This is a genomic window from Lutibacter aestuarii (genome assembly GCF_042676885.1).
Classification (GTDB): domain Bacteria; phylum Bacteroidota; class Bacteroidia; order Flavobacteriales; family Flavobacteriaceae; genus Lutibacter; species Lutibacter aestuarii.
In genome coordinates this window covers 250,922-273,814 of record NZ_JBHTIC010000020.1, presented here as the reverse complement: position 1 = coordinate 273,814, position 22,893 = coordinate 250,922, and the positions used below count along the sequence as shown (strand labels likewise).

Sequence of the window (22,893 nt, the reverse complement as noted above, 5' to 3'; positions counted from 1 at the left end):
TAAATCAAGTGTAATGAATAGAACAAGACGTCTTAGAAAAACCGAAAATATTCGCCGTTTAGTTAGAGAAAACAAACTAACAATTGACGATTTAATTTATCCTTTATTTATTGAAGAAGGTGAAAATATTGAAACTGAAATTGTTTCTATGCCAGGAATAAAACGTTTCTCGTTAGATACCATTTCAAAAGAATTAGATGAAGTAGTAGCTTTAGATATTCCAGCGGTTTTACTTTTTGGAATTCCTTCAAAAAAAGATGATACGGGTTCAGAAACTTGGAATGAAGATGGAATTATGCAGCAAGCAGTTCGTTTTATTAAAAAGAATTACCCTAGTTTATATGTAATAACAGACGTTTGTTTTTGCGAATATACAAGTCATGGACATTGCGGAATTATCCATGACAATGATGTTGATAATGATGCAACTCTACCAAACATTGCTAAACAAGTTATTTCACATGCCAAAGCAGGAGTAGATATGGTTGCGCCTTCAGGAATGATGGATGGAATGATTGCAACTATTCGTGAAGCATTAGATAATACAGGGTTCACTAACATCCCAATAATGTCGTATGCAGTAAAATATTCATCAGCTTTTTATGGTCCATTTAGAGATGCTGCAGATTCTGCACCAACTTTTGGAGATAGAAGAACCTATCAAATGGATCCTTCTAACAGAGATGAAGGATTAAGAGAAGCAACTTTTGATGATCAAGAAGGAGCCGATATTTTAATGGTTAAGCCAGCTCTTTCTTATTTAGATATTATTCGCGATTTAAAAAATAATTTTGACCGTCCGATAGCTTGTTACAATGTAAGTGGAGAATATGCAATGATAAAAGCGGCTGCAGCAAATGGATGGATAGATGGAGAACGTGTAATGATGGAATCTTTATTATCTATGAAAAGAGCAGGAGCCGATATAATTATTACTTACTTTGCAAAAGAGGTTGCAAAAGTATTATCAAAAAAATAAAAAAATGAAATTAGAAAGATCAATAGAACTATATACCAAAGGGAAAAGAAACTTAGTAGGATCTGTAAACTCACCAGTTAGAGCATTTAAATCGGTAGGTGGGGTTCCTATTTTTATAGAGAAAGCTAAAGGGAGCAAAATATATGATGTTGATGGAAATGAATATATAGACTTTGTATTGTCTTACGGACCAATGATTTTAGGACATAGAAATAGCAAAGTAGAAAGAGCTGTAGAAAAAGCATTAAAAAAAGGATATACTTTTGGAGCATCTACAGAGGCTGAGATAAAAATGGCTAAGTTGGTTTGCGAAGCTTTTCCAGGAATGGATAAGGTTCGTTTTGTAAGTTCAGGTACCGAAGCAGTTTTTAGTGCAATTCGTTTGGCACGTGCTTTTACTGGTAAAAATAAGATTATAAAGTTTTCGGGTTGCTATCATGGACATTCGGATGCATTGCTAGTGGCAGCTGGATCAGGATTGGCTACTTTAAGTATTCCAGGTAGCGCAGGTGTTCCTGATGAAGCAGTTAAAAATACCCTAATTGCCGAATATAATAACATAGATAGTGTTGAAAATCACTTAGCTAATAATAATGATATTGCAGCAGTTATAATTGAACCTATAGCTGGAAATATGGGCGTTGTTCAACCAACTTCAGAATTTATACAAGAATTAAGAGATTTGACCAAAGCTAGTGGTGTTTTATTAATAGTAGATGAAGTAATGACAGGGTTTCGCTCTAAATTTGGTGGCGCACAAGAATTATTAGGAATTGAAGCAGATATTACTTGCTTAGGTAAAGTTGTTGGAGGAGGTTTTCCTGTAGGCGCTTATGGAGCTAGAAATGAAATTATGGAAATGGTTGCGCCATTAGGAAATATGTATCAAGCAGGAACATTATCTGGAAACCCAATAGCTATGGCTTGTGGAATTGCTACGTTAAAAGAATTGAAAAAGCAAAATCCATACGATAAATTTGAAAAAACAGCCGCTTTTTTAGAAAGAGAGTTATTAGCAGCTGCAAAAGAATATGGAATAGATTTACAAGTTAACAGATTTGGTTCTATGATTAATCCATTTTTTACCAAAGAAAAAGTGGTTGATTTTAAATCTGCGCAAACTTCCAATACCGAACAGTTTAAAACCTTTTTCTGGAAAATGATGGAACATGGAGTGTTTTTACCTCCTTCTCAATTTGAAGCTTGGTTTTTAGGAACTGCAATGACTAAGAGAGATATCTATAAAGTTAGATCAGCCATAAAAATAGCAATGAAAGCTGTAGCTGAGAAAAAGAAATAAAAAAATGTTTTAGTTGTATGTTTTAGTTGTTTTTTTGAAAACAAATTGAACCAACAACAAATCAATAAATAACTGAAAAGTACAATGATTAAGAACGATTTATATTTAAGAGCATTAAAAGGAGAAAGTGTTGAACGCCCTCCAGTATGGATGATGCGTCAAGCAGGAAGATATTTACCTGAGTTTATTGCAATTCGTGAGAAATATGATTTTTTTACAAGATGTAGAACACCTGAACTAGCTTCTGAAATTACAGTTCAACCAATTAGAAGGTACGGAATGGATGCTGCTATTTTGTTTTCAGACATTTTAGTAGTGCCACAAGCAATGAATATTGAAGTTGAAATGAAAGCTGGTGTTGGTCCTTGGTTGCCCAATCCAATACGAACACAGAAAGATGTTGATGCTGTGTTGGTTCCTGATGTAAATGAAGAATTAGGTTATGTCATGGAATCTATTAAAGTTACCAAACAAATGTTGAACAATGAAATTCCATTAATTGGTTTTGCAGGTTCGCCATGGACAATTTTATGTTATTGTATTCAAGGGCAAGGTTCTAAAAACTTCGATAAAGCAAAAGAATTTTGTTTTACGCAACCTGTTGCAGCCCATACCTTATTGCAAAAAATTACGGATACTACCATTGCTTACCTAAAAGAAAAAGTAAAGGCAGGGGTAAATGCAGTTCAAATTTTTGATTCTTGGGGAGGTATGTTATCTCCAGTAGATTATCAAGAGTTTTCATGGAAATACATCAATCAAATTATTGAAGCATTAAAAGAAGAAGCTCCAGTAATTGCTTTTGGAAAAGGATGTTGGTTTGCATTAGAGGAAATGGCTAAATCAAATGCTTCTGCTTTGGGAGTTGATTGGACCATAACACCTCAAATGGCTCGTAAGTTTACCAATAACAATATAACTTTACAAGGTAATTTTGATCCATCACGTTTGTTATCACCTCCAGCTATAATTAAAAAAATGGTTACTCAAATGATTAACGACTTTGGAAAAGATAAATATATTGTAAATTTAGGACATGGAATTTTACCAAATATTCCATTAGACAATGCAAAAGCGTTTATTGATGCTGTAAAAGAATATAAAAGCTAGGTTCTAAAATTGAGGTTTTAGATTTTTAAAATCAACACTTTAGATCTCGTTATTTACTACTAATTATGAAAAACTTAATTCAAAAATATAATATTCCTGGGCCAAGATATACCAGTTATCCAACGGTGCCATTTTGGGATAAAGAAGGAATTGCTTTAGAAGATTGGAAAACAACGGTTAAAAAATCTTTTATAGAAAGTAATGATATTGAGGGGATAAGCCTTTATATTCATTTACCTTTTTGCGAAAGTTTGTGCACATTTTGTGCCTGCCATAAAAAAATTACCAAGCGTCATGAAGTTGAACAACCCTATATAGATACTGTTTTAAAAGAATGGGATTTGTATTGTGATATGTTTGAAGCTAGGCCAAAAATTAGAGAAATTCATTTAGGTGGTGGTACACCCACATTTTTTTCTTCAGAAAATTTAAAAAAACTAATCAATGGTATTTTTAAACGAGCAGACAAATTTGAGGTTTTTGATTTTAGTTATGAAGGTCATCCAAACCATACTTCAGAAGAACAATTACAAACGTTATACAATTTAGGCTCTAGAAGAAACAGTTTTGGAATACAGGACTATGATCCAAAAGTACAAAAAGCTATTCATAGAATTCAAAGCTTTGAGCAGGTTAAAAAAGTTCACGACTTGTCTAGAAAAATTGGTTATGAATCTATTAGCCACGATTTAATTTTTGGATTGCCTTTTCAAACAGAAGAAAGTATTCGTACTACTATTAAAAATACCATAGCTTTAAAACCAGACAGAATAGCTTATTACAGTTATGCACATGTACCTTGGATAAAAGGTGTAGGGCAACGTGGTTTTGACGAAAACGATTTGCCTAAAGATGATGAAAAACGCTATTTATATGAATTAGGGAAACAGCTGTTTTTTGATAATGGTTATGTTGAAATTGGGATGGATCATTTTGCTTTGCCAAGTGACTCGCTTCATAAAGCTATGGAAGTAAAAAAACTTCATAGAAATTTTATGGGTTACACTGCTGGAAAAACTGAATTAATGATTGGTTTAGGAATGTCATCTATTAGTGATTCTTGGTATGCATTTGCACAAAATGAAAAAGATGTAGATGACTATACTGAAAAAGTGAATAAAGGAGTTATACCAATATTTAAAGGACATTTATTAACAGATAAAGATTTGATTATAAGAAAACACATTTTAAACTTAATGTGTAATTTAGAAACCACTTGGAATGTTGGTTTAGATACTAAAACTAAGTATGAAATTGTTGAGCGTCTTCAACCAATTATTGATGATGGTTTAGTTGAAGTTTCTGATGAAAAAGTGAAAGTAAAAGAGGAGGGAAGAATGTTTGTACGCAATATTTGTATGGCTTTTGATTTACGATTGATTGAAAATAAACCTGAAACTAGAATTTTTTCAATGACTATATAAAAAAAATCCGAACATTATTTGTTCGGATTTTTTTTATCTAATATTTGTAAAGTAATTATTCAGCTAAAGTTCTTATGTAATGTACAGTTAGCCACATATCTTCTTCACTCATTTTCTTTTCATAATTTGGCATATCTTTTCTTCCAATATAACTTTTATAAAATAATGCACCATCAGATTGAGATTGGAATTCTTCAGAAGAAAAATCTCCTAAATTTCCATCAACTTCATCAGCTTTAGGTCCATCTCCTAATCCATCCTTTCCATGACAAGATTTACAATGTTTTGAGTATAAATTTTTTCCTAAAGATATATTTTCTTTAGATGCTTCTTCTGGGTTTGTCATTTTTTCATATTTAGCTGGAACTTTCCATTCTTCTTGAGCTAATTTAGTAAATGATACTAGTGCGAAACTTATAACCCCTAAGGTCATTAAAATTTTTAGTGTTTTCATTTTCAGTCTAAGTTTTTGTTTGTTATTATTTAATTATCAAAAACAGTACCATAACTTTTAAAAAGTACTGTATTTTTTATTCTTCAGAACTTAAAAGTTCTTTTCCTTCTTTTTTTATTTTAAACAAATTGAGAATTGTATAAACATAATTTGCCCAAACTCCTAATAATAGAATTGTTAAAACAATGTACATCCACATTGGAGCCGCTTCAGACCAAAGTTTATTCCCTTCTTCTTTTACTTGTTTATTAAAGTTACCCCAATTTACAGTTTTCTTTTGAAATACGTTTCCAAAATCATCATTATCTTCAATTATTGAAAAAACTGTAATATCTCCATTTTCATTTCCAGGAAGATCTGTTGGAAACTCAAATTTAAATTCACCATCTTCAATATAATTTTCTTTAATCTTCATTTTAGAAAGCATTCCTTGTACAGAAACAATGATATCTGCCTCTTCAACTGGCGTTTCTACACCCAAGCTATCAATAGTAAAAGCTTTAATTATAACAGTTTTTACACTATCAATTTCTTCAAGGTTTAATTCTAAATGCAGGTCTTTTACACTTAGTTCTTCTTCCTCTTCATCTAAAGCGTCAGTACCTTCAAATTTAGCTATTAAATTAATATATCCATTTTCATCAACCAAATAGTTATGTGATTCTGGAAGAATTAATTGGGCGATACCTTCTTGTGAAGTTGTTGAAGTTCCAAGTAAAACTTCTTTTTCATTTAAAGTATTATAAAATTTAATTTCAGTATCAACAACTGGAATTTTATCTTTTCTATCCTTTTTATTTCTTGCTATAAAACTAACTTCTAATAATCTAGAATTATCATCTTGTTTTACAGTTTTAAAATTAAACATCATTCTAAAATTACTAGCATCGTTTTCTTGAGCAATGCTGGTAAAACTAAACATCAATGCAATAATAAAAGAAGTAATAAATGGATATTTAAATAGGTTACTTTTCATAATTTCTAATTTTATTGATGTTATTCAGTTACAATTTTTTTAACTTTTTTCTTATTCTTCAGAGCTTCTCTTTCATTATCGATAATTCCAGACATTGGAATTACAGGTACTAGTTTCATAATTAAAATAAAGAATAAGATAAATGCAGCAACACCTGTAAAACTTAATGCCCACTCAATCCAAGTTGCTGTATAATGAATAAACTCAGGCCTAGTATCTTGAATAGGTAAATATGGAGTTTCTAAAGTTGGAACTACAATTAAATAGCGGTTAAACCATAGTCCTAACACAGCAATAATAGCGGCAAAAGTAATAGATTTAATAGTTCTAAACTTTTTAAAGAATAAAATAACTATTGGTACAATTACTCCAATATAATTGGCAAAAATAAACATCCAAAAATATTTTGTAAATAGCGTATTTAAAAGGTTGGCATCGTGTGTTTTATGGCTAAACCATCTTGCAAAATACTCACTAAAAGTAAAGTATCCGAATAGTAAAGAAATTACTAATAAAATAATTCCAGCTCCTATAAAATGTACTTTTCTTATATAATGTTCTAAATGGTAGTATTTACGAATTAGGTACATAGCAATAATAATAACTCCTACACCTGAATATAAACCTGCAATGATAAAGTAAGGAGCAAAAATTGAACTATTCCAACCAGGTTGTAATGTTAAACTAAAAATCCAAGCAAGTACTGAATACGCAACAATAGCTAATGCAATAACCATTGCTGACATTGTTCTTGTTATTTTATGAAGCTTTTCTCTTTGTTCATCAGTATCTTGATAATTAATAGCTAAAAACTTATATACTTTTTGTCTCCATTTTGGTGCATTTTCACTGTTATCTCTTAAAATTGCAAAATCTGGAATAAAAGTAAGGTACAAATAAATAAAGCATCCAATTAAATCGGTCATAATCGCAATAATATCCCAAGTAATAGGAGATTGTATGCGTGGATATAAAAATAAATAGTGAAGTCTATCTAATCTTCCAATACATAAAAGTATAAATATTGGACCTATGATTAGTGAAAGTACTGTAATTATTTCAACAATTCTAGAAACAGAATTTTTCCAAGGTGTTTTAAAGAAATGTAAAATACCCGAAATAAATGCCCCCGAATAACTTAAACAAACGAAGAAAATGAAGTTGATGATATAAATACCCCATACAACATTATCACGCATTCCTGTTACTTCATGCCCTTTAACAACTTGTATAATAAAAGCGTATAAACCAACAATAATTACAGCAATTAAAAAGCCCATCCATATTTTAGATGTTTTGGTTGTTTTGTCTAACAAAGGAGAAAATTCTTTAACTAATTCTCTTTTTCGTTTTGATATGTTCATAATTAAGAGTTTTTAAAGTTAAATTTTACTTTGTTTTTTGTATTCTTGAACCTCAGGAACATCTTTATAGCGTTCAAGGATATCTTCTTCTATATCAAATCCACGTTCCAATGGGAATTGTCTGTTTACTGCTGGTAAGTAATATACATTAGGTTTGGTTCCTAAATGTTCTAAATGACGATAGCCTCCACGATCTTTTATTAATTGAGAAAATCTAACCGTTTCTTCGCCATTGGTTACTATATCTTCATTTTTATCACCAAAATAAATGACACCCATTGGACAAGATGATGCACAATGTGGTAGTTTTCCTTGTCTTAACATATCAGGACAAAAATCACACTTCATTACTGTTCCTTCTGCTGCAGGAACACTAGTTTCTGGAGAATACGGTTGACTTTTATCATCAAACTTATCTTTATGTCCCCAATTAAACTGACGTGCTGAATAAGGACAACTGGTAATACAGAATTTACATCCTATACAACGATCATTATCAACTAAAACTATATTATCATCACGTTTAAAAGTTGCACCTGTTGGACAAACAGTTACACAAGGAGGCTCATCACAATGGAAACATGGTTTTGGTAACCAATAAGGAGAAGCTTCTGGATTATCTTGAATAAGTTGTACTTTCATAAACTCTTCATTATAATCTAATTTGTGTGCTTTTTGACAGCCTTCAACACATTTTCTTGCATTTTTACATTTGGCTAAATCTATAACCATAACAAACTTTTTGTTAGGAATTCCTTTTCTAGATTCTGCTGGAGTGATATGTGCTTCAGGATAGTTGTTAATATTAGTAGCATCAACCTCAACAACTTTACCATCTGGTGTTAATAATCTAACTTTTTCTCCGGAAGCTTTTAATTCTTCTTCTGATGCCAAATTTGAAATTAATGAAGCACCTGCAACAGCAGTTACACTAGACATTAGTCCTAATTTTAGGAAGTTACGTCTGTTGGTGCTACTTTTTTCATTTTTATTTTTTTCCATGATTATCCTTGTTAAATAAATTTAAGGCTTAATTAAGTTAAAACAGACTAACAAAAGTTCGAAAATCTTTTGAGGGTGACTTATTTGTATTGTTAGTCTGTTTGAGCTATAAATCTTTAATTAAAAATTGTAGATTCTTGTAATGTTAAATCCAATTAAGAAATCACCTTTAAAGAAATCATATTGATTAAACATATAATTTTTTTGAGGGTTAAGTCCATTGTTATTGGTCAAGAAAATTTGAAACTCATGTGCTGAAGTTACAAACTCTGCTCCAATGCTAAAACCTGGTTTAGGTTGCATTGCATCAAATTGTGTAATTGGTTGACTATAGTCAATTAAAATTGATGTTTGAGGGCTTATTTTAACTCTACCACCAATTGCTACAGAAACCAAATCATTTTCCATATCTGGATGCACTAAATTGTAATGAGATACACTTGGTGCAATTTGAAATGATACATTTGGACTAAATCTTTTAGCGATAATCAATTGGTTAAAATAAGAATATCTATCTTGTTTTAAATTGAACTTATCTTTTTTACGTGCATCAATAGTAAAGTTACCGTAGTAAGAAACACTAATAGGCATACTATTAGAACGTGTTTGTCTTAATAAAGCTACTTTCCAATTAAAATCTTGTAAACGATTGAATTTTGTGGTTCCATATCCAATAGTAAGCCTTTCATGAATTCCATAGGATAAACCAATTCTTATGTTTGAATCACCCCAAAAACCAGCCAAATCATTACCAGCTTCACTATTAATTAATCCAAATCTGTGTTGCATTTGCACTTCTAATGCATTTTTGCTTAACAACACATTTGTTGGATTGTCAATAATATTTGAACTTTCAAAGGCATCTCTTTCAAGTTTTTCTTTCACTTTTTTATCTTTACTACTATCTTCTTGAGCAACAGCTATAAAAGGTAATATTAAAAAGATAAAAAGTAATTTTATATAATTTTTCATATTAAATGTCTTAAATTTAGTTATCTAGCGCACCTTGGTTTATCCAAGCTTTAATTAATTCAATTTGTTCAGCATTTAAACCACCATGACCATCATTAACCATATTGAAAAGTCTACTATTATTAGCATCATTTGCTGTTACATAGGTTGGTATTAAAGCATCGTATGAATTTCCTTCCTTTAAGTTTGGATCTCTATTTTCACCGTGACATCCAATACAGTTAGCAGTAAATAATGGTTGAATATCACTACTTAACTTGATTTCTACATAACCAGGGTCACCTGGATCAGTTGGAATTTCAGGCGGATTTAATATATGCTCTGGAATTTCATCATAGTAACATGAAAAGCACAATAAACTTAAGCTGCTAACTAGAACTATTTGCAATAGTTTTTTCATTTGTTTTATATTTTATGTTAATTAACGTCTACTTTTAAATTTCTTAAGGAAATTTTAAGTTAATAGAGTTACTCTAAAGCAGTAGTTAGATTTTTTAAAAGTTCGAAGAAATTTAATAGTTCTCTCGAACTTTTAAAAAATCTAACTATTAAATTATTGAACTACTTGTAATGCATTTTTTATCAATGCTCTAGCATACGCAGGGTTATGGATACCGTGACTATGATCTTTTTCAACTGTTTTATAATTCCATAATGCTTGTGCAGTTTTGAAAGGAATAGTTTCAGTTTGTTTTAATGTATTACCGTCTTCATCAATTAAACCTAGTGCTAATAACTCAGCTTTTAAAGCTGCCATATCATCTGCCAATCCAGCTACTTCTGTAGGAACACCGTTAGTGTGACAACTAGCACAATTATCATAATTTACATTGAAAGTATGTAACCCTTCAGAACCATCATTAGAAGCAGCACCCATATGACAGGTTACACAAGATGCTCCAGTTCTATGTGCTGCAGATTTTGCTGCAGGATATGCTGTTGTACCTCCATCTATTAATGCTCCTTGAATACCTTCTAACATTGTAGTTTGAGGACCGTAATGAGGATAAAATCTTGAGTTAGCTTGTAAATACATTCCTGTTCCATCATCAACAGGTGCTTTAGATCTTGGTTGGTGACAAGAAATACAACTGTTACTAGCATCTCCATAATCAATTATATAATCAGGGTCAGTTAAATCTAGAGCTGTAGGTTCCATAGATCTTAATGCGAAATCATGTCCATCATTTTCAAAGTCAAATGTACTGTGTTTTGAGTGACATGTAGTACATGATACAGGTGTTGGACTATCAATATCAACTGCTGGTTGACCAGTAATATAGTTGATAAACCCTTCATTAGAGTGACAACGTGAACAAGAACCTCTACTTCCTGCATAAGCGACAGCTCCACCAGCAGCATGTCCTGATTTTTCGTAAGTAGCTTGAATTGTTTCTCTGTGGCTATTTGAGTGACAAGCGATGCAGGATGCTGTTCCATCAACACCATCAATACCGTCTGTTCCATCAACACCATCAATACCATCAATACCAGCTTGCCCTTGTGGACCAGCTATAGGATCACTTGTACATTGAATGAACATTAAACTTGATGCTAAAATCATCAAGAATCCGATTAATTTTAAATTTTTCATAATATTAGATATTTGTTTGTTTTAAATCTTATATAAATTTAAGAACATCAATAAGCTTAATTTATGATTTAAGTCATTCTTTGAAAAAATGTAAAAAACACAATTCCAGTAAGTTACCTTCTATTTAGAATCGTTAAAATTAATTTTTAGCTTTGTAAACGCAAATTTGGTTACAGACTTAAGTAATTATTGTTACAATTTTATCTAAAATTCTTTTTTTAGTAAGATGAATGATTTAACTTTTTTAATTTATATATATAATAAGGTATATACAATTGAATAATATATAATATAGGTATGGGATCAAGTGGTCAAATTATAAATTTAACAATCAAAATGGATTTTTATAATTTAAAATATAATGACTAATTTAAATAAACCCATATTTTTTGTAAATTTGCAAAACTAAAAAAAAATCGAATGGCTAAATTTGAAGTTAAACTTCCTAAAATGGGTGAAAGTGTTGCTGAAGCAACCATAACATCTTGGTTAAAAAATGTTGGAGATAGCGTTGATCAGGATGAAGCAATAGTTGAAATTGCGACAGATAAAGTGGACTCAGAAGTTCCGAGTGAAGTAGAAGGTACTATTACAGAAATCTTATTCGATGTTGATGCTGTTGTAAAAGTAGGTGAAACCATTGCAATTATTGAAACTTTGAGTGATGATTCTAATGAAGAAAGTAGTAAGACTGTAGAAGTGGCCGAATCTGTTATTGAAGAAATTGAAGAAGAAGTAGATAAAATAATTGAAACTACTACAATTAGTAAAGTATCAAATTCAGGAAAATTTTATTCACCATTAGTTAGAAATATTGCCGAAACTGAAGGTGTTACTATGGATGAGTTAGAGGCAATAGTTGGTACAGGAAAAGATAATAGAGTTACAAAAAATGATATTTTAGCTTATTTAGAAAGTGACAGAAATGTTGCAAGTAAGCCAAAACCTGAAGCTAAAAAAGAACTTGTTGAAAATCAAACTCCAAAAATAGAAAAGAAAGAAGTTGTTAAAACTCCTGTTTCTGTTAATGGAAATGATGAAATAATTGAAATGAGTCGTATGGGTAAATTAATTGCCCATCATATGGTAGAGTCGGTACAAACTTCAGCCCACGTTCAATCTTTTATTGAAGTAGATGTTACTAATATTGTAAATTGGAGAAATAAAATTAAAGAGCAGTTTTTTGCTCGAGAAGGAGAAAAAATAACATTTACTCCAATTTTTATGCAAGCTGTAGCAAAAGCTATTAAAGATTTTCCTATGATTAATATTTCTGTAGATGGAGATAAAATTATTAAAAGAAAAGCAATTAATTTAGGGATGGCAGCATCCTTAAACGATGGTAATTTAATTGTTCCAGTTATTAAAAATGCAGATCAACTAAATTTAGTAGGAATGACTAAAGCGGTTAATGATTTAGCAAACAGAGCAAGAAAAGGCCAGCTGAAACCTGATGAAATTCAAGGTGGCACATATACAGTAACTAATGTAGGAAGTTTTGGAAGTGTTTTTGGAACACCAATAATAAACCAACCACAGGTAGCAATATTAGCTTTAGGAGCTGTGAGAAAAGTTCCTGCTGTAATTGAAACTCCAGAAGGTGACTTTATTGGGATTCGTCATAAAATGTTTATTTCACATTCATATGATCATAGAGTGGTAAATGGTGCATTAGGAGGAATGTTTATTAAAGCCGTAAAAGAAAGTTTAGAAGCTTGGAATGTAAATGCCGAGTTTTAATTGATAACTAATTTGTATTAAAAGAGGCTTTTTTTTAAAGCCTCTTTTTTTTATAAAAAATAATAGTTTATAATTATAGTAAACTCTAAATTTGTTTTTAATTAAATTTTAATAAAGGATGGAACTTCAAAATATTGATAAGTATGTTCATTTAATTAAAAGTACTTTAATTGATAGAGGGGTAACAGAGTTTTGGGCAGGACTCATAAACTTGGTGATGGTTTTGTTTTTAATTTTAGTTGTTACCTATATTATTGATCGAATTTTAAGGAGAATTATAATCAAAGCATTTGATGTTTTTTCAGTTAAAACTAAAACTACTTTTGATGATTTTTTGGTGCAAAGTAAATTTTCTAGGTATTTTGCGCATATCATCCCTTTATTGTTATTAAAAATAATAGTTCCAACCGTTTTACAAGACTTTCCTTTTTTATTAAAAACATTTCATAATATCATAAACATTTATGGGGTTATTTTATTTGTAAAAATTATACGAAGTTTTCTAAGATCTACTCAAAGATATTTAAGAACTAAAGAGCGTTTTAAAGACAAACCTTTAGAAAGCTATGTACAAGTAGTAATGATTTTTTTATGGGGGCTCGCCATATTTTTTATTGTTTATCAATTAACTGGGAGAGATATTTTAAGTTTTGCAACGTTAGGAGCGGCTTCAGCAGTAATATTATTAATTTTCAAAGACACTATTTTAGGTTTTGTAGCTTCAATTCAAGTTTCAGTAAATGATATTGTTAGAATTGGAGATTGGATTACTTACGAAAAATTTGGAGCAGATGGTACTGTTACCGATATTAATTTAGCCACTGTTAGAGTGCAAAACTGGGACAATACTTTTACCACTATACCAACATATAGTTTAATTTCAGATTCTTTTCAAAATTGGAGAGGAATGGAAGAATCTGGAGGAAGAAGAATTAAAAGAGCGGTTTTAATAAAACAAAACTCTATAAAGTTTTTAACAACTGAAAAAATTGAAGAATTTAAAAAAATACAACTAATTAAAAATTATTTAGACACTAAATATCAAGAAATCACAAATTATAATGAAAAAAAAGGTATAGATAAGTCTGTTCTAATTAATGGTAGAAATTTAACTAATTTTGGTGTTTTTAGAAAGTATGTAGATGCTTATCTAGAACAAAATTCCTCTGTTAGTAAAGAATTATTTACTATGGTAAGGCAGTTGGCTCCAACTCCAAAAGGAATTCCTCTAGAAATATATTGTTTTAGCAGCGATAAAAAATGGGTAAATTACGAGGCTGTTATGTCCGATATTTTTGACCATGTTATAGCAGCAGTTCCCTATTTTGATTTGGAAGTTTTTGAAGAACCAACAGGTAAAGATTTTAGTCTATTTGCAAAAAAGGGAGTTAAAGGTTAAGCTCTAAGCTTCACTTACTTTAAGTCTTGCGGTTGCCGAAGTTGGTTCTTCTAAAAAGCTACCGTCTAAATATTTTAGATAACCAACAATTGCTATCATAGCAGCATTGTCTGTGGTGTATTCAAATTTAGGGATATAGGTTGTCCATCCAAATTTATTTTCAGTTGCTTTAAGTACTTTTCTAATTTCAGAATTAGCACTAACCCCACCTGCAATAGCAATGTGTTTAATTCCTGTTTGTTTTACGGCATTTTTTAGTTTGTCAAACAAAATTTCTACAATGGTATGTTGTATAGATGCGCAAATGTCATTTAAGTTTTCGTCAATAAATGTAGGGTTTTCTTTAGTCTTTTTTTGAATAAAATAAAGAATACCTGTTTTTAAACCACTAAAACTAAAATTTAATTCATCAACCTTAGGTTTGGTAAATTTGAATGCTTTTGAATTTCCAAGTTTAGCATATTTATCAATTAAAGGCCCTCCAGGGTAAGGTAGTCCAAGTATTTTGGCAGATTTGTCAAAAGCTTCTCCAACAGCATCATCTATAGTTTCACCAATAACTTCCATTTCAAAATAATTATTGATTTTTACAATTTGTGTATGTCCACCGCTAATGGTTAAACACAAAAAAGGGAAAGGAGGTTTTTGTTGATTTTCTTCTTCAATAAAATGCGCTAAAACGTGTCCTTGCATATGATTTACTGCTATTAAAGGAATGTTTAAAGCTAGGGACAAAGACTTTGCAAACGAGGTTCCAACCAATAATGAACCCATTAATCCAGGTCCGCGAGTAAAAGCTATGGCATTTAAGTCTTTTTTGTCGATATTTGCTTGTTGAATGGCTTGTTGAATTACAGGAACTATATTTTGTTGATGTGCACGTGATGCTAATTCAGGAACAACACCGCCGTATTTGGCATGAATTTCTTGATTAGCCACAACATTTGACAGTATTTTTCCGTTGCAGATAACAGCTGCACTAGTATCATCACAAGATGATTCTATACCCAGTATGTAAATAGGTTTATTTTTAATCATTAATTAACAAATAAAGGCATAAAAATTGCCATTAAAATGCAAATTTAGCGCTTATCAAACGAATTAAAAAAATAGTTGTCAAATTTTTACTAGTATTAGTGCTATTCATAGCACTAATAAGTACGCTATTGTCTATACCTGCTGTACAAACCAAGTTAGGTAAAATGGTAACTAATTATTTACAAAGTGAATTTGATGTTGATATAACTATTGATAAAGTTGATTTGGCTTATATTGGAGATGTGCAGCTAAAAAAAGTTTTTGTAAAAAATCATCATGCAGATACGTTAATTTATATCAATGATTTAACAACTTCCATATTTAGCTACAGAAATTTATTAAAAAGTAAGCTAGAGTTTGGGCAAATTTCATTAAACAATTTCATACTTAATTTAAGAACATACGAAGGAGAAGAAGATGATGCATTAACGGTGTTTGTTGATAAATTTGATGATGGAACAGTGAGTGATAAACCTTCAGGGTTTTTGCTCACATCAACAAACTTGAAATTAAATAAGGGGTATGTTGAATTATTTGATGAAAATAAAGAAACTGAAAAACCATTGTTTTTTAAAAATATAAATGGAGATGCGGAAAATTTTAAAATAGAAGGACCAAACGTATCTACAGCTATCCATAAATTAAGTTTTATAGAAAATCATAACGTAGAGGTATTGAGTTTGTCGAGTAATTTTTCATACTCAAAACAACAAATGAGTTTTTTAAATACGATATTAGAAACTGAAAAATCAAGAATTTCCGCAGACATTGTATTTAATTATAATAGAGAAGATTTTTCAGATTTTAACAATAAAGTAGCTATACAAGCTAATGTTAAAAATGCAGATGTTTCATTTTTTGATTTACAAAAATTTTATAGTGAGTTTGGAACGGAAGATATACTTCATTTTTCAACCAAAATAACAGGGAATTTAAATAATTTTACCACACATAATCTTCAATTAAAAACAGATCAAAACGCCATAATAAATGGAGATTTGAATTTTAAAAATGCATTTAATCAAGAAAACGGTTTTTCATTAGATGCATATTTAACCAATTTAACATCGGATTATATTCATTTAAAAAAACTATTACCTAACGTTTTAGGAAATAATCTGCCATCTACATTTAAAAAATTTGGAAGATTCACTTTAAGAGGAAATACATTTATAACCGAAAATTTAATCAATGCCAAGCTAAATTTAAATACAGCTATTGGCTCTGCTATCACTGATTTGGAGTTGACAAATATTTCCAACATTGATAATTCATCTTACATTGGACATATTAAAGTTGTGGATTTTGAATTGGGAGAAATTATTGGAGATCCTTTAGTTGGTCAAATTTCTTTAGAAGCTGATATTGAAGGAGAAGGGTTTACCTTAGAAAAAATAAATACTGCAGTTAAAGGGCATGTTTCAAAGCATCAATACAAAAGTTACACCTATAAAGATATCACCATAGATGGAGTTGTAAAAAACAAGCATTTTGATGGAAATATGGAGGTAAATGACGCTAATATTAAATTAAATTTTAATGGTCTGGCAGATTTTTCTAGTGCAATTTATACGTTCGATTTTAAGGCAATTGTAGATTATTGTGATTTGAATAAAATAAACCTTTTTAAACGTGATAGTATTTCGAATGTAAAAGGAGATATTGAAATTAAAGTTAAGGGAAATACACTCGATGACTTGGTTGGAACAATTGATTTTAAAAATTCTTCTTACACCAATCAAAAAAATAATTACTTTTTTAAAGATTTTAACATTACCTCCTTATTTACCGATAGTATTAGAACCATAACAATAAATTCAACTGAAATTATTGATGGAAGAGTAAAAGGAAATTTTAAATTTAATGAACTAGGGAAACTAACTAAAAACTCTATTGGAAGTATATTTACCAATTACAAACCTTATAAAGTAAGCAACAACCAAAATTTAGATTTCAGATTTAATATTTATAATAAAATTGTTGAAGTTTTTTATCCTGAAGTTACACTTTCACCCAACACTATAATTAGAGGTAACATTAGTTCTAACAATAACTTATTTAGATTAAATATTAAATCGCCTAAAATTGAAGCATTTTCAAATATTATTGATGAGTTAAGCCTACAAATAGATAATAAAAACCCAATTTTTAATACGCAACTTAAAGTTGATAAAGTAGCTACAGATTTGTATGATATTTCTAAATTAAACTTGGTAAATATTACATTAAATGATACCTTATATTTTAGAACAGAATTTTTAGGAGGTGAACAAAATACTGAAAAATTCAACTTGTCTTTTTACCACACATTTAATGAAGATAATAAATCTGTTTTTGGGTTAAAAAAATCAGATTTTACCTATAAAAATAATGTATGGGAAATCAACCCTGAAAATGATAAAATGAATAAAGTTGTTTTTGATGGAAAAACAAAGATGTTAGATTTTAAACAATTTTTAGTTAGCTCCAAAAATCAAAAAATAGAATTTTTTGGAAAAGTAAATGATTCCATTTCAAAAGATTTAAAATTTAAATTTAGAAATGTTAAACTTGCCAGTATTACACCAAATATTGATAGTTTAAAGTTAAGAGGAACATTAAATGGTAATCTAAATTACAGGCAAATTAACAAAAAAATAGAACCAACAGCCAATCTATCTATTGCAGATTTTAACATCAACAATTCGCATCAAGGAAATTTAAATATTGCTATTGAAGGTAGAAACTCATTAAAACAATATGATATAGATGTTGCATTGGTTAGGGAAAATAGCAAAAGTTTTTCAGCACTTGGTGAGCTTGATTTTACTTCAAACAACCCAACACTAGATGTACAAGTTGGTTTTGAAGAGTTTAAATTAGATGCTTTTAGTCCTTTAGGAGAAGACGTTTTCAATAATATTAGAGGTTTTGCCTACGGAAGTGTACATGTTTCAGGTTTGCTAAAAAATCCAAAAATGGATGGAGATTTGTTTTTAGATCAGGCAGGCATGTATTTTCCATACTTAAATGTAGATTATAACTTTGATGGCACAAGTATAATTAGTTTAAAAGATCAAACATTTACTTTTGAAGATGTTACTTTAAAAGATACTTTTAAAAATACCAAAGGAGGATTATCAGGAACTCTCAGTCATAAAAATTTCGATAATTGGTTGCTAAACCTCAATATAAACACAAAAAATTTACTAGTTTTAAATACTGTTGAAGATGAAAATTCTGTGTATTATGGAACTGGTTTAATAGAGGGAAATGCAGTAATTAATGGGCCTACTGATAAATTAGTGATTGATGTTGTTGGGAAAACTAAAAAAGGTACCTATTTTGTAATTCCATTAAGTGATGTTAAAACGGTAGAGTCTTCTCAACTAATCAGATTTATAAATAAAAATGAATCTGAAAATGATGATGAAATTCGCAAAGCATTTATTTCTGAAAAGCTAAAAGGATTATCGTTAAATTTTAATTTAGAAGTAACTAAAGATGCTGTAGTTGAAATGGTGTTAGATAAAGCTACTGGCAGTTTTTTAAGAGGGAGTGGAACAGGAAATTTACAAATTGAATTAGACACCAAAGATAAATTTGATATGTATGGCGATTTCATTGTTGATAATGGAATTTATAATTTTAAATATGGTGGTTTTATCAACAAGCCATTTACTGTTAAAAAAGGAGGAAGTATTAGTTGGAGTGGCGATCCGTTTACGGCCATTTTAAATATAGAAGCAGTTTATAGAGTTACAGCAAATCCAAGATCATTACTAGAAAATATCACATCTAATAGAAAAATTCCAATTGACCTAATTACTCGTTTTTCAGGAGAATTATTTAATTCAGAAAGAGAATTTGATATTGAAATTCCAAATTCTAGTTCAACCGTAGCCTCTGAGCTGGCATTTAAACTTAATGATAATGATGACAATACCAAAACTAGACATTTTGTTTCATTATTAGCGTCAGGTGCCTTTTATAATGAAAGTGATTTAAGTATTAACACAACAGGATTGGTTTATGGTACCGCTTCAGATATGCTTTCCAATGCATTGGATAATATTTTTAATCAAGGAAACAATAAATTTAAATTAAAACCAGTATATACAGTTGGAGAAAAAAGCAAAGTAGATAATTTAAATATTAATGACCAGTTGGCAATTGATTTAGATTATCAGCTCAACGATAGAATTATTATTAACGGACGTGTAGGTGTTCCTGTAGGATCTAAAGAACAAGCCTCTGTAATTGGCGAAGTAAAAGTAGAATTTTTAATAAATGAAGATGGTACATTTAGATCAACCGTTTTTAATCGTCAAAATGAAATTCAATACACAGAAGAAGAAGAAGGTTATACTCAAGGAATAGGTTTAAATTATCAAATCGATTTCAACAGTGGTTCCGAATTATTAAAAAAACTAGGCTTAAAAAAGGACAAACCTAAAGATACAATCAGTACAACTAAACAATTAGACACCTTAAAAAATAAATTACTCAATTTTAAAAATAAAACATCAAAAAATGAATAAACCAACATTAGTAGTTTTAGCTGCGGGAATAGGAAGCAGATATGGAGGGCTAAAACAATTAGATACCTTTTCTCCACAGGGAGATACCATTTTAGATTTTTCTGCATACGATGCCATTCAGGCAGGTTTTGGTAAAATTGTATTTATCATTAGAAAAAGTATAGAGGAAGATTTTAAATTATTTTTTAATAAAAAATTAGAAGGTAAAATAGAGGTTGAGTATGTGTTTCAAGAAGTAGAAAATATTCCAGAAAAGTATAGAGATAATAACCGTCAAAAACCTTGGGGAACAGGTCATGCACTGTTGATGGCAAAAGACGTTGTAAAAGAAAATTTTGCTGTAATTAATGCGGATGATTTTTATGGGAAAGAAGCTTTTTTTGTAATTGCAGAGGCTCTAAAAAACATAGATAAAAATTCTACAAACTTTAATATGATGGGCTATGTGTTGAAAAACACCATTTCAGAATACGGTTCAGTTTCAAGAGGTGAATGTAGAGTGAATGATCATGGGTTTTTAACAGGAATAACCGAACGTACACATATTGAAAAAATAAATGGAGTTCTTAATTTTAAAGATGACGATGGCAAGTTGAAGCCTATTTTAGAAGATACTACAGTTTCTATGAACTTTTTTGGATTTACTCCTAAATATTTTGAACTTTCTGAATCTCTTTTTGAAAACTTTTTAGAAAATAACTATCAAGAACCTAAAGCAGAGTTTTTTATTCCGTTAGTTGTCAACCATTTAATCGTAAATAATTTAGCAACTATGGAAGTATTAAAATCTGATGCGCGTTGGTTTGGGGTTACTTATAAAGAAGATAAAGAATATGTGACTTCTGAAATTCAAAAACAGAAAGATCAAAACATCTATCCTGAAAATTTATGGAATTCTTAATTTAAAATAAATTTCATTCAAAATATAGTTTTAATTTTGCATTTCACTTATGGGTAAAAAAATAAAAAAAATAGGAGTTATGACTTCTGGAGGTGATGCTCCTGGAATGAATGCAGCAATTAGAGCTGTTGTAAGAACTTGTGCGTATTACAATATTGAATGCGTTGGAATCTATAGAGGCTACCAAGGAATGATTGATGCTGATTTTGTAAAGCTTGATGCACGTAGTGTAAATAATATCATTAACAGAGGAGGAACCATATTAAAATCATCGCGGTCTGCCGAATTTAAAACAAAAGAAGGAAGGGCAAAAGCCTATGAAAATATTAAAAATGCTGAAATTGATGGATTGATTTTAATTGGTGGAGATGGAACCTTTACTGGTGGAATGGTTTTTTATAATGAATTTAAAGTTCCCTGTATTGGTATTCCAGGAACCATAGATAATGATATTTTTGGAACCAATTATACTATTGGTTACGATACAGCCTTAAATACAGTTATAGAAGTAATTGATAAAATTAGAGATACCGCTAGTTCACATAACAGATTGTTTTTTGTTGAAGTTATGGGGCGTGATGCTGGTTTTATTGCTTTAAATGCAGGAGTTGGAGCTGGAGCTGAAGAAATTTTAATACCTGAGGAAGATTTAGGATTGGATAGATTGTTAGAATCTTTAAAAAGAAGTAAACGTTCAGGGAAATCTTCGAGCATAGTGGTGGTTACTGAAGGCGATAAAATAGGAAAAAGTGTATTTGAACTAGCAAACTATGTAGAAGAAAATTTGCAGCAATACGAAGTAAGAGTTTCTGTTTTAGGACATATGCAGCGTGGAGGTTCTCCAAGTTGTTTTGATCGTGTTTTGGCGAGTAGACTTGGGGTGAAATCTGTTGAGTTACTTTTAGACGGAAAATCCAATTTAATGGTTGGTTTAACGAATAATAAAGTAACTACTACATTATTGGATAAAGCGGTAAAAGGGCGACATGAAATTAATATGGAATTAATTCGAGTTAGCGATATTATGTCTATTTAAAACTAAACCTATACTACAATAAGTTAAATAAAAAAGGATTGAGTTAGGGTTAAAGTTTTATAAAATTAAACGATTTAAAAGTTAATGATTAAAATTGGAATAAATGGGTTTGGAAGAATTGGACGTTTAGCGTTTAGAACTTCAATTCAAAGAGTAAATACTGAAGTAGTTGCTATAAATGATTTACTTGAAGTTAATCATTTAGCATATTTGTTAAAATATGATTCTGTTCATGGAAAATTTAATGGAACGGTAGAAGTGGTCAATGGAAATTTGGTGGTCAATGGAAAAACTATTCGTATCACTTCAAAAAGAAATCCTGAAGAAATTAAATGGGATGATGTGGATGTGGACTATGTAATTGAATCTACAGGGTATTTTACTGATAAAGATAAAGCAGCCTTACATATAAAAGGAGGTGCCAAAAAAGTTGTGATTTCTGCTCCCTCAAAAGATGCTCCAATGTTTGTTATGGGAGTAAATCATAAAGATTTATCAGAGAATGATGTAATTTTTTCCAACGCATCTTGTACTACAAATTGTATTGCTCCTTTAGTAAAACTTCTAAATGAAGAATTCGAGATTATTGAAGGACTAGTTACAACAGTACATTCGGCAACATCAAGTCAAAAAACGGTTGATGGACCCGAAGCAAAATGGAGAAGAGGTAGAGCAGCTTTAAATAATATTATTCCTACTACTACGAGTGCAGGTTCTACAGTAGTAAAAATTATGCCCGAATTGAAAGGAAAATTTATGGCAATGGCTGTTCGAGTTCCTACAGTTGATGTTTCTTTGGTAGATTTAACAGTTCGTTTTAAAAAATCAACATCTTATTCAGAAATTAAAAGTGTAGTTAAAAAAGCTTCTGAAAATCAATTTAAAGGAATTATTGGTTATACTGAAGACGAAGTTGTTTCTCAAGATTTTGTTTCAGAACCTAGAACTTCAGTTTTTGATGCCGCAGCAGGCTTTGCTTTAAATGATAACTTTTATAAAATTATTTCTTGGTATGATAATGAATTTGGTTATGCTACCAAAATTGTAGATTTAATAGAATACTCAGCATCTTTATAAAATTAAA

At 30.2% G+C, this 22,893-nt stretch carries 18 protein-coding genes; 10 read left to right on the top strand and 8 right to left on the bottom strand.

Annotation, left to right across the window (positions count from 1 at the left end):
* The first annotated feature begins 13 nt into the window (after nt 1–13).
* From hemB to hemN, 4 genes are all read left to right on the top strand, one after another.
* Nucleotides 14–979 carry a porphobilinogen synthase gene (gene hemB, locus ACFQZW_RS13885; protein ID WP_386783754.1) on the top strand — a complete coding sequence of 322 codons (966 nt, stop codon included), beginning with the start codon at nt 14–16 and terminating at the stop codon, nt 977–979.
* A gap of 4 nt (nt 980–983) precedes the next feature.
* A complete protein-coding gene (gene hemL, locus ACFQZW_RS13880) occupies nt 984–2,279 on the top strand; it encodes a glutamate-1-semialdehyde 2,1-aminomutase (protein WP_372802118.1) in 1,296 nt (431 codons plus the stop codon).
* Between the two features lie 84 nt (nt 2,280–2,363).
* Entirely contained in the window at nt 2,364–3,389 is a 1,026-nt protein-coding gene (gene hemE / locus ACFQZW_RS13875; protein WP_372802116.1) for a uroporphyrinogen decarboxylase, read from the top strand.
* Between the two features lie 65 nt (nt 3,390–3,454).
* On the top strand, nt 3,455–4,813 hold the full coding sequence (hemN, locus tag ACFQZW_RS13870) for an oxygen-independent coproporphyrinogen III oxidase (protein WP_386783751.1): 1,359 nt from the start codon (nt 3,455–3,457) through the stop codon (nt 4,811–4,813).
* Between the two features lie 55 nt (nt 4,814–4,868).
* On the opposite strand, the gene ACFQZW_RS13865 is transcribed toward hemN, so the two are convergent.
* The 7 genes from ACFQZW_RS13865 to ACFQZW_RS13835 all read right to left on the bottom strand — a co-directional run bounded on the left by ACFQZW_RS13865 (nt 4,869) and on the right by ACFQZW_RS13835 (nt 11,175).
* Entirely contained in the window at nt 4,869–5,267 is a 399-nt protein-coding gene (locus ACFQZW_RS13865) for a c-type cytochrome (protein WP_372802479.1), read from the bottom strand.
* A 76-nt stretch (nt 5,268–5,343) separates the two neighbouring features.
* On the bottom strand, nt 5,344–6,243 hold the full coding sequence (locus ACFQZW_RS13860) for a hypothetical protein (RefSeq protein ID WP_386783748.1): 900 nt from the start codon (nt 6,241–6,243) through the stop codon (nt 5,344–5,346).
* A gap of 20 nt (nt 6,244–6,263) precedes the next feature.
* Entirely contained in the window at nt 6,264–7,607 is a 1,344-nt protein-coding gene (gene nrfD, locus ACFQZW_RS13855; protein ID WP_372802475.1) for an NrfD/PsrC family molybdoenzyme membrane anchor subunit, read from the bottom strand.
* An 18-nt stretch (nt 7,608–7,625) separates the two neighbouring features.
* Nucleotides 7,626–8,609, bottom strand: a complete 984-nt coding sequence (locus tag ACFQZW_RS13850) for a 4Fe-4S dicluster domain-containing protein (RefSeq protein WP_372802473.1) — start codon at nt 8,607–8,609, stop codon at nt 7,626–7,628.
* Between the two features lie 120 nt (nt 8,610–8,729).
* Nucleotides 8,730–9,581: a DUF5777 family beta-barrel protein gene (locus ACFQZW_RS13845; protein WP_372802471.1), complete on the bottom strand. Its 852-nt coding sequence runs from the start codon at nt 9,579–9,581 to the stop codon at nt 8,730–8,732.
* Between the two features lie 16 nt (nt 9,582–9,597).
* Nucleotides 9,598–9,981, bottom strand: coding sequence for a hypothetical protein (locus tag ACFQZW_RS13840; protein WP_372802470.1), 384 nt, complete (start codon nt 9,979–9,981; stop codon nt 9,598–9,600).
* 153 nt (nt 9,982–10,134) lie between these two features.
* A complete protein-coding gene (locus tag ACFQZW_RS13835) occupies nt 10,135–11,175 on the bottom strand; it encodes a hypothetical protein (RefSeq protein WP_386783744.1) in 1,041 nt (346 codons plus the stop codon).
* Between the two features lie 420 nt (nt 11,176–11,595).
* Here ACFQZW_RS13835 and ACFQZW_RS13830 point away from each other — a divergent pair, with 420 nt between their 5' ends.
* Entirely contained in the window at nt 11,596–12,915 is a 1,320-nt protein-coding gene (locus ACFQZW_RS13830) for a dihydrolipoamide acetyltransferase family protein (protein WP_372802749.1), read from the top strand.
* A gap of 118 nt (nt 12,916–13,033) precedes the next feature.
* A complete protein-coding gene (locus ACFQZW_RS13825; RefSeq protein ID WP_386783741.1) occupies nt 13,034–14,314 on the top strand; it encodes a mechanosensitive ion channel family protein in 1,281 nt (426 codons plus the stop codon).
* Nucleotides 14,315–14,317: 3 nt separating this feature from the next.
* Here the strand turns inward: ACFQZW_RS13825 and tsaD are convergent, their stop codons facing one another.
* Nucleotides 14,318–15,352 carry a tRNA (adenosine(37)-N6)-threonylcarbamoyltransferase complex transferase subunit TsaD gene (tsaD, locus tag ACFQZW_RS13820; protein WP_386783739.1) on the bottom strand — a complete coding sequence of 345 codons (1,035 nt, stop codon included), beginning with the start codon at nt 15,350–15,352 and terminating at the stop codon, nt 14,318–14,320.
* Between the two features lie 164 nt (nt 15,353–15,516).
* Between tsaD and ACFQZW_RS13815 the strand changes: the two genes are divergently transcribed.
* From ACFQZW_RS13815 to gap, 4 genes are all read left to right on the top strand, one after another.
* Nucleotides 15,517–19,872: a translocation/assembly module TamB domain-containing protein gene (locus ACFQZW_RS13815; RefSeq protein ID WP_386783736.1), complete on the top strand. Its 4,356-nt coding sequence runs from the start codon at nt 15,517–15,519 to the stop codon at nt 19,870–19,872.
* Nucleotides 19,865–20,773, top strand: a complete 909-nt coding sequence (locus tag ACFQZW_RS13810; protein WP_298263877.1) for a sugar phosphate nucleotidyltransferase — start codon at nt 19,865–19,867, stop codon at nt 20,771–20,773. The genes ACFQZW_RS13815 and ACFQZW_RS13810 overlap by 8 nt, the downstream gene beginning before the upstream one ends.
* Nucleotides 20,774–20,822: 49 nt before the next feature.
* Nucleotides 20,823–21,809 carry a 6-phosphofructokinase gene (gene pfkA, locus ACFQZW_RS13805; protein WP_298263879.1) on the top strand — a complete coding sequence of 329 codons (987 nt, stop codon included), beginning with the start codon at nt 20,823–20,825 and terminating at the stop codon, nt 21,807–21,809.
* Nucleotides 21,810–21,893: 84 nt separating this feature from the next.
* Nucleotides 21,894–22,886, top strand: a complete 993-nt coding sequence (gene gap, locus ACFQZW_RS13800) for a type I glyceraldehyde-3-phosphate dehydrogenase (RefSeq protein WP_386783733.1) — start codon at nt 21,894–21,896, stop codon at nt 22,884–22,886.
* Nucleotides 22,887–22,893: the final 7 nt, after the last annotated feature.

Excerpts from the sequence above, each read along its gene's own strand:
- hemB (WP_386783754.1), top strand. The coding sequence starts at position 14 with ATGAATAGAACAAGACGTCTTAGAAAAACCGAAAATATTCGCCGTTTA.
- hemL (WP_372802118.1), top strand. The coding sequence starts at position 984 with ATGAAATTAGAAAGATCAATAGAACTATATACCAAAGGGAAAAGAAAC.
- hemE (WP_372802116.1), top strand. The coding sequence starts at position 2,364 with ATGATTAAGAACGATTTATATTTAAGAGCATTAAAAGGAGAAAGTGTT.
- hemN (WP_386783751.1), top strand. The coding sequence starts at position 3,455 with ATGAAAAACTTAATTCAAAAATATAATATTCCTGGGCCAAGATATACC.
- ACFQZW_RS13865 (WP_372802479.1), bottom strand. The coding sequence starts at position 5,267 with ATGAAAACACTAAAAATTTTAATGACCTTAGGGGTTATAAGTTTCGCA.
- ACFQZW_RS13860 (WP_386783748.1), bottom strand. The coding sequence starts at position 6,243 with ATGAAAAGTAACCTATTTAAATATCCATTTATTACTTCTTTTATTATT.
- nrfD (WP_372802475.1), bottom strand. The coding sequence starts at position 7,607 with ATGAACATATCAAAACGAAAAAGAGAATTAGTTAAAGAATTTTCTCCT.
- ACFQZW_RS13850 (WP_372802473.1), bottom strand. The coding sequence starts at position 8,609 with ATGGAAAAAAATAAAAATGAAAAAAGTAGCACCAACAGACGTAACTTC.
- ACFQZW_RS13845 (WP_372802471.1), bottom strand. The coding sequence starts at position 9,581 with ATGAAAAATTATATAAAATTACTTTTTATCTTTTTAATATTACCTTTT.
- ACFQZW_RS13840 (WP_372802470.1), bottom strand. The coding sequence starts at position 9,981 with ATGAAAAAACTATTGCAAATAGTTCTAGTTAGCAGCTTAAGTTTATTG.
- ACFQZW_RS13835 (WP_386783744.1), bottom strand. The coding sequence starts at position 11,175 with ATGAAAAATTTAAAATTAATCGGATTCTTGATGATTTTAGCATCAAGT.
- ACFQZW_RS13830 (WP_372802749.1), top strand. The coding sequence starts at position 11,596 with ATGGCTAAATTTGAAGTTAAACTTCCTAAAATGGGTGAAAGTGTTGCT.
- ACFQZW_RS13825 (WP_386783741.1), top strand. The coding sequence starts at position 13,034 with ATGGAACTTCAAAATATTGATAAGTATGTTCATTTAATTAAAAGTACT.
- tsaD (WP_386783739.1), bottom strand. The coding sequence starts at position 15,352 with ATGATTAAAAATAAACCTATTTACATACTGGGTATAGAATCATCTTGT.
- ACFQZW_RS13815 (WP_386783736.1), top strand. The coding sequence starts at position 15,517 with ATGGTAACTAATTATTTACAAAGTGAATTTGATGTTGATATAACTATT.
- ACFQZW_RS13810 (WP_298263877.1), top strand. The coding sequence starts at position 19,865 with ATGAATAAACCAACATTAGTAGTTTTAGCTGCGGGAATAGGAAGCAGA.
- pfkA (WP_298263879.1), top strand. The coding sequence starts at position 20,823 with ATGGGTAAAAAAATAAAAAAAATAGGAGTTATGACTTCTGGAGGTGAT.
- gap (WP_386783733.1), top strand. The coding sequence starts at position 21,894 with ATGATTAAAATTGGAATAAATGGGTTTGGAAGAATTGGACGTTTAGCG.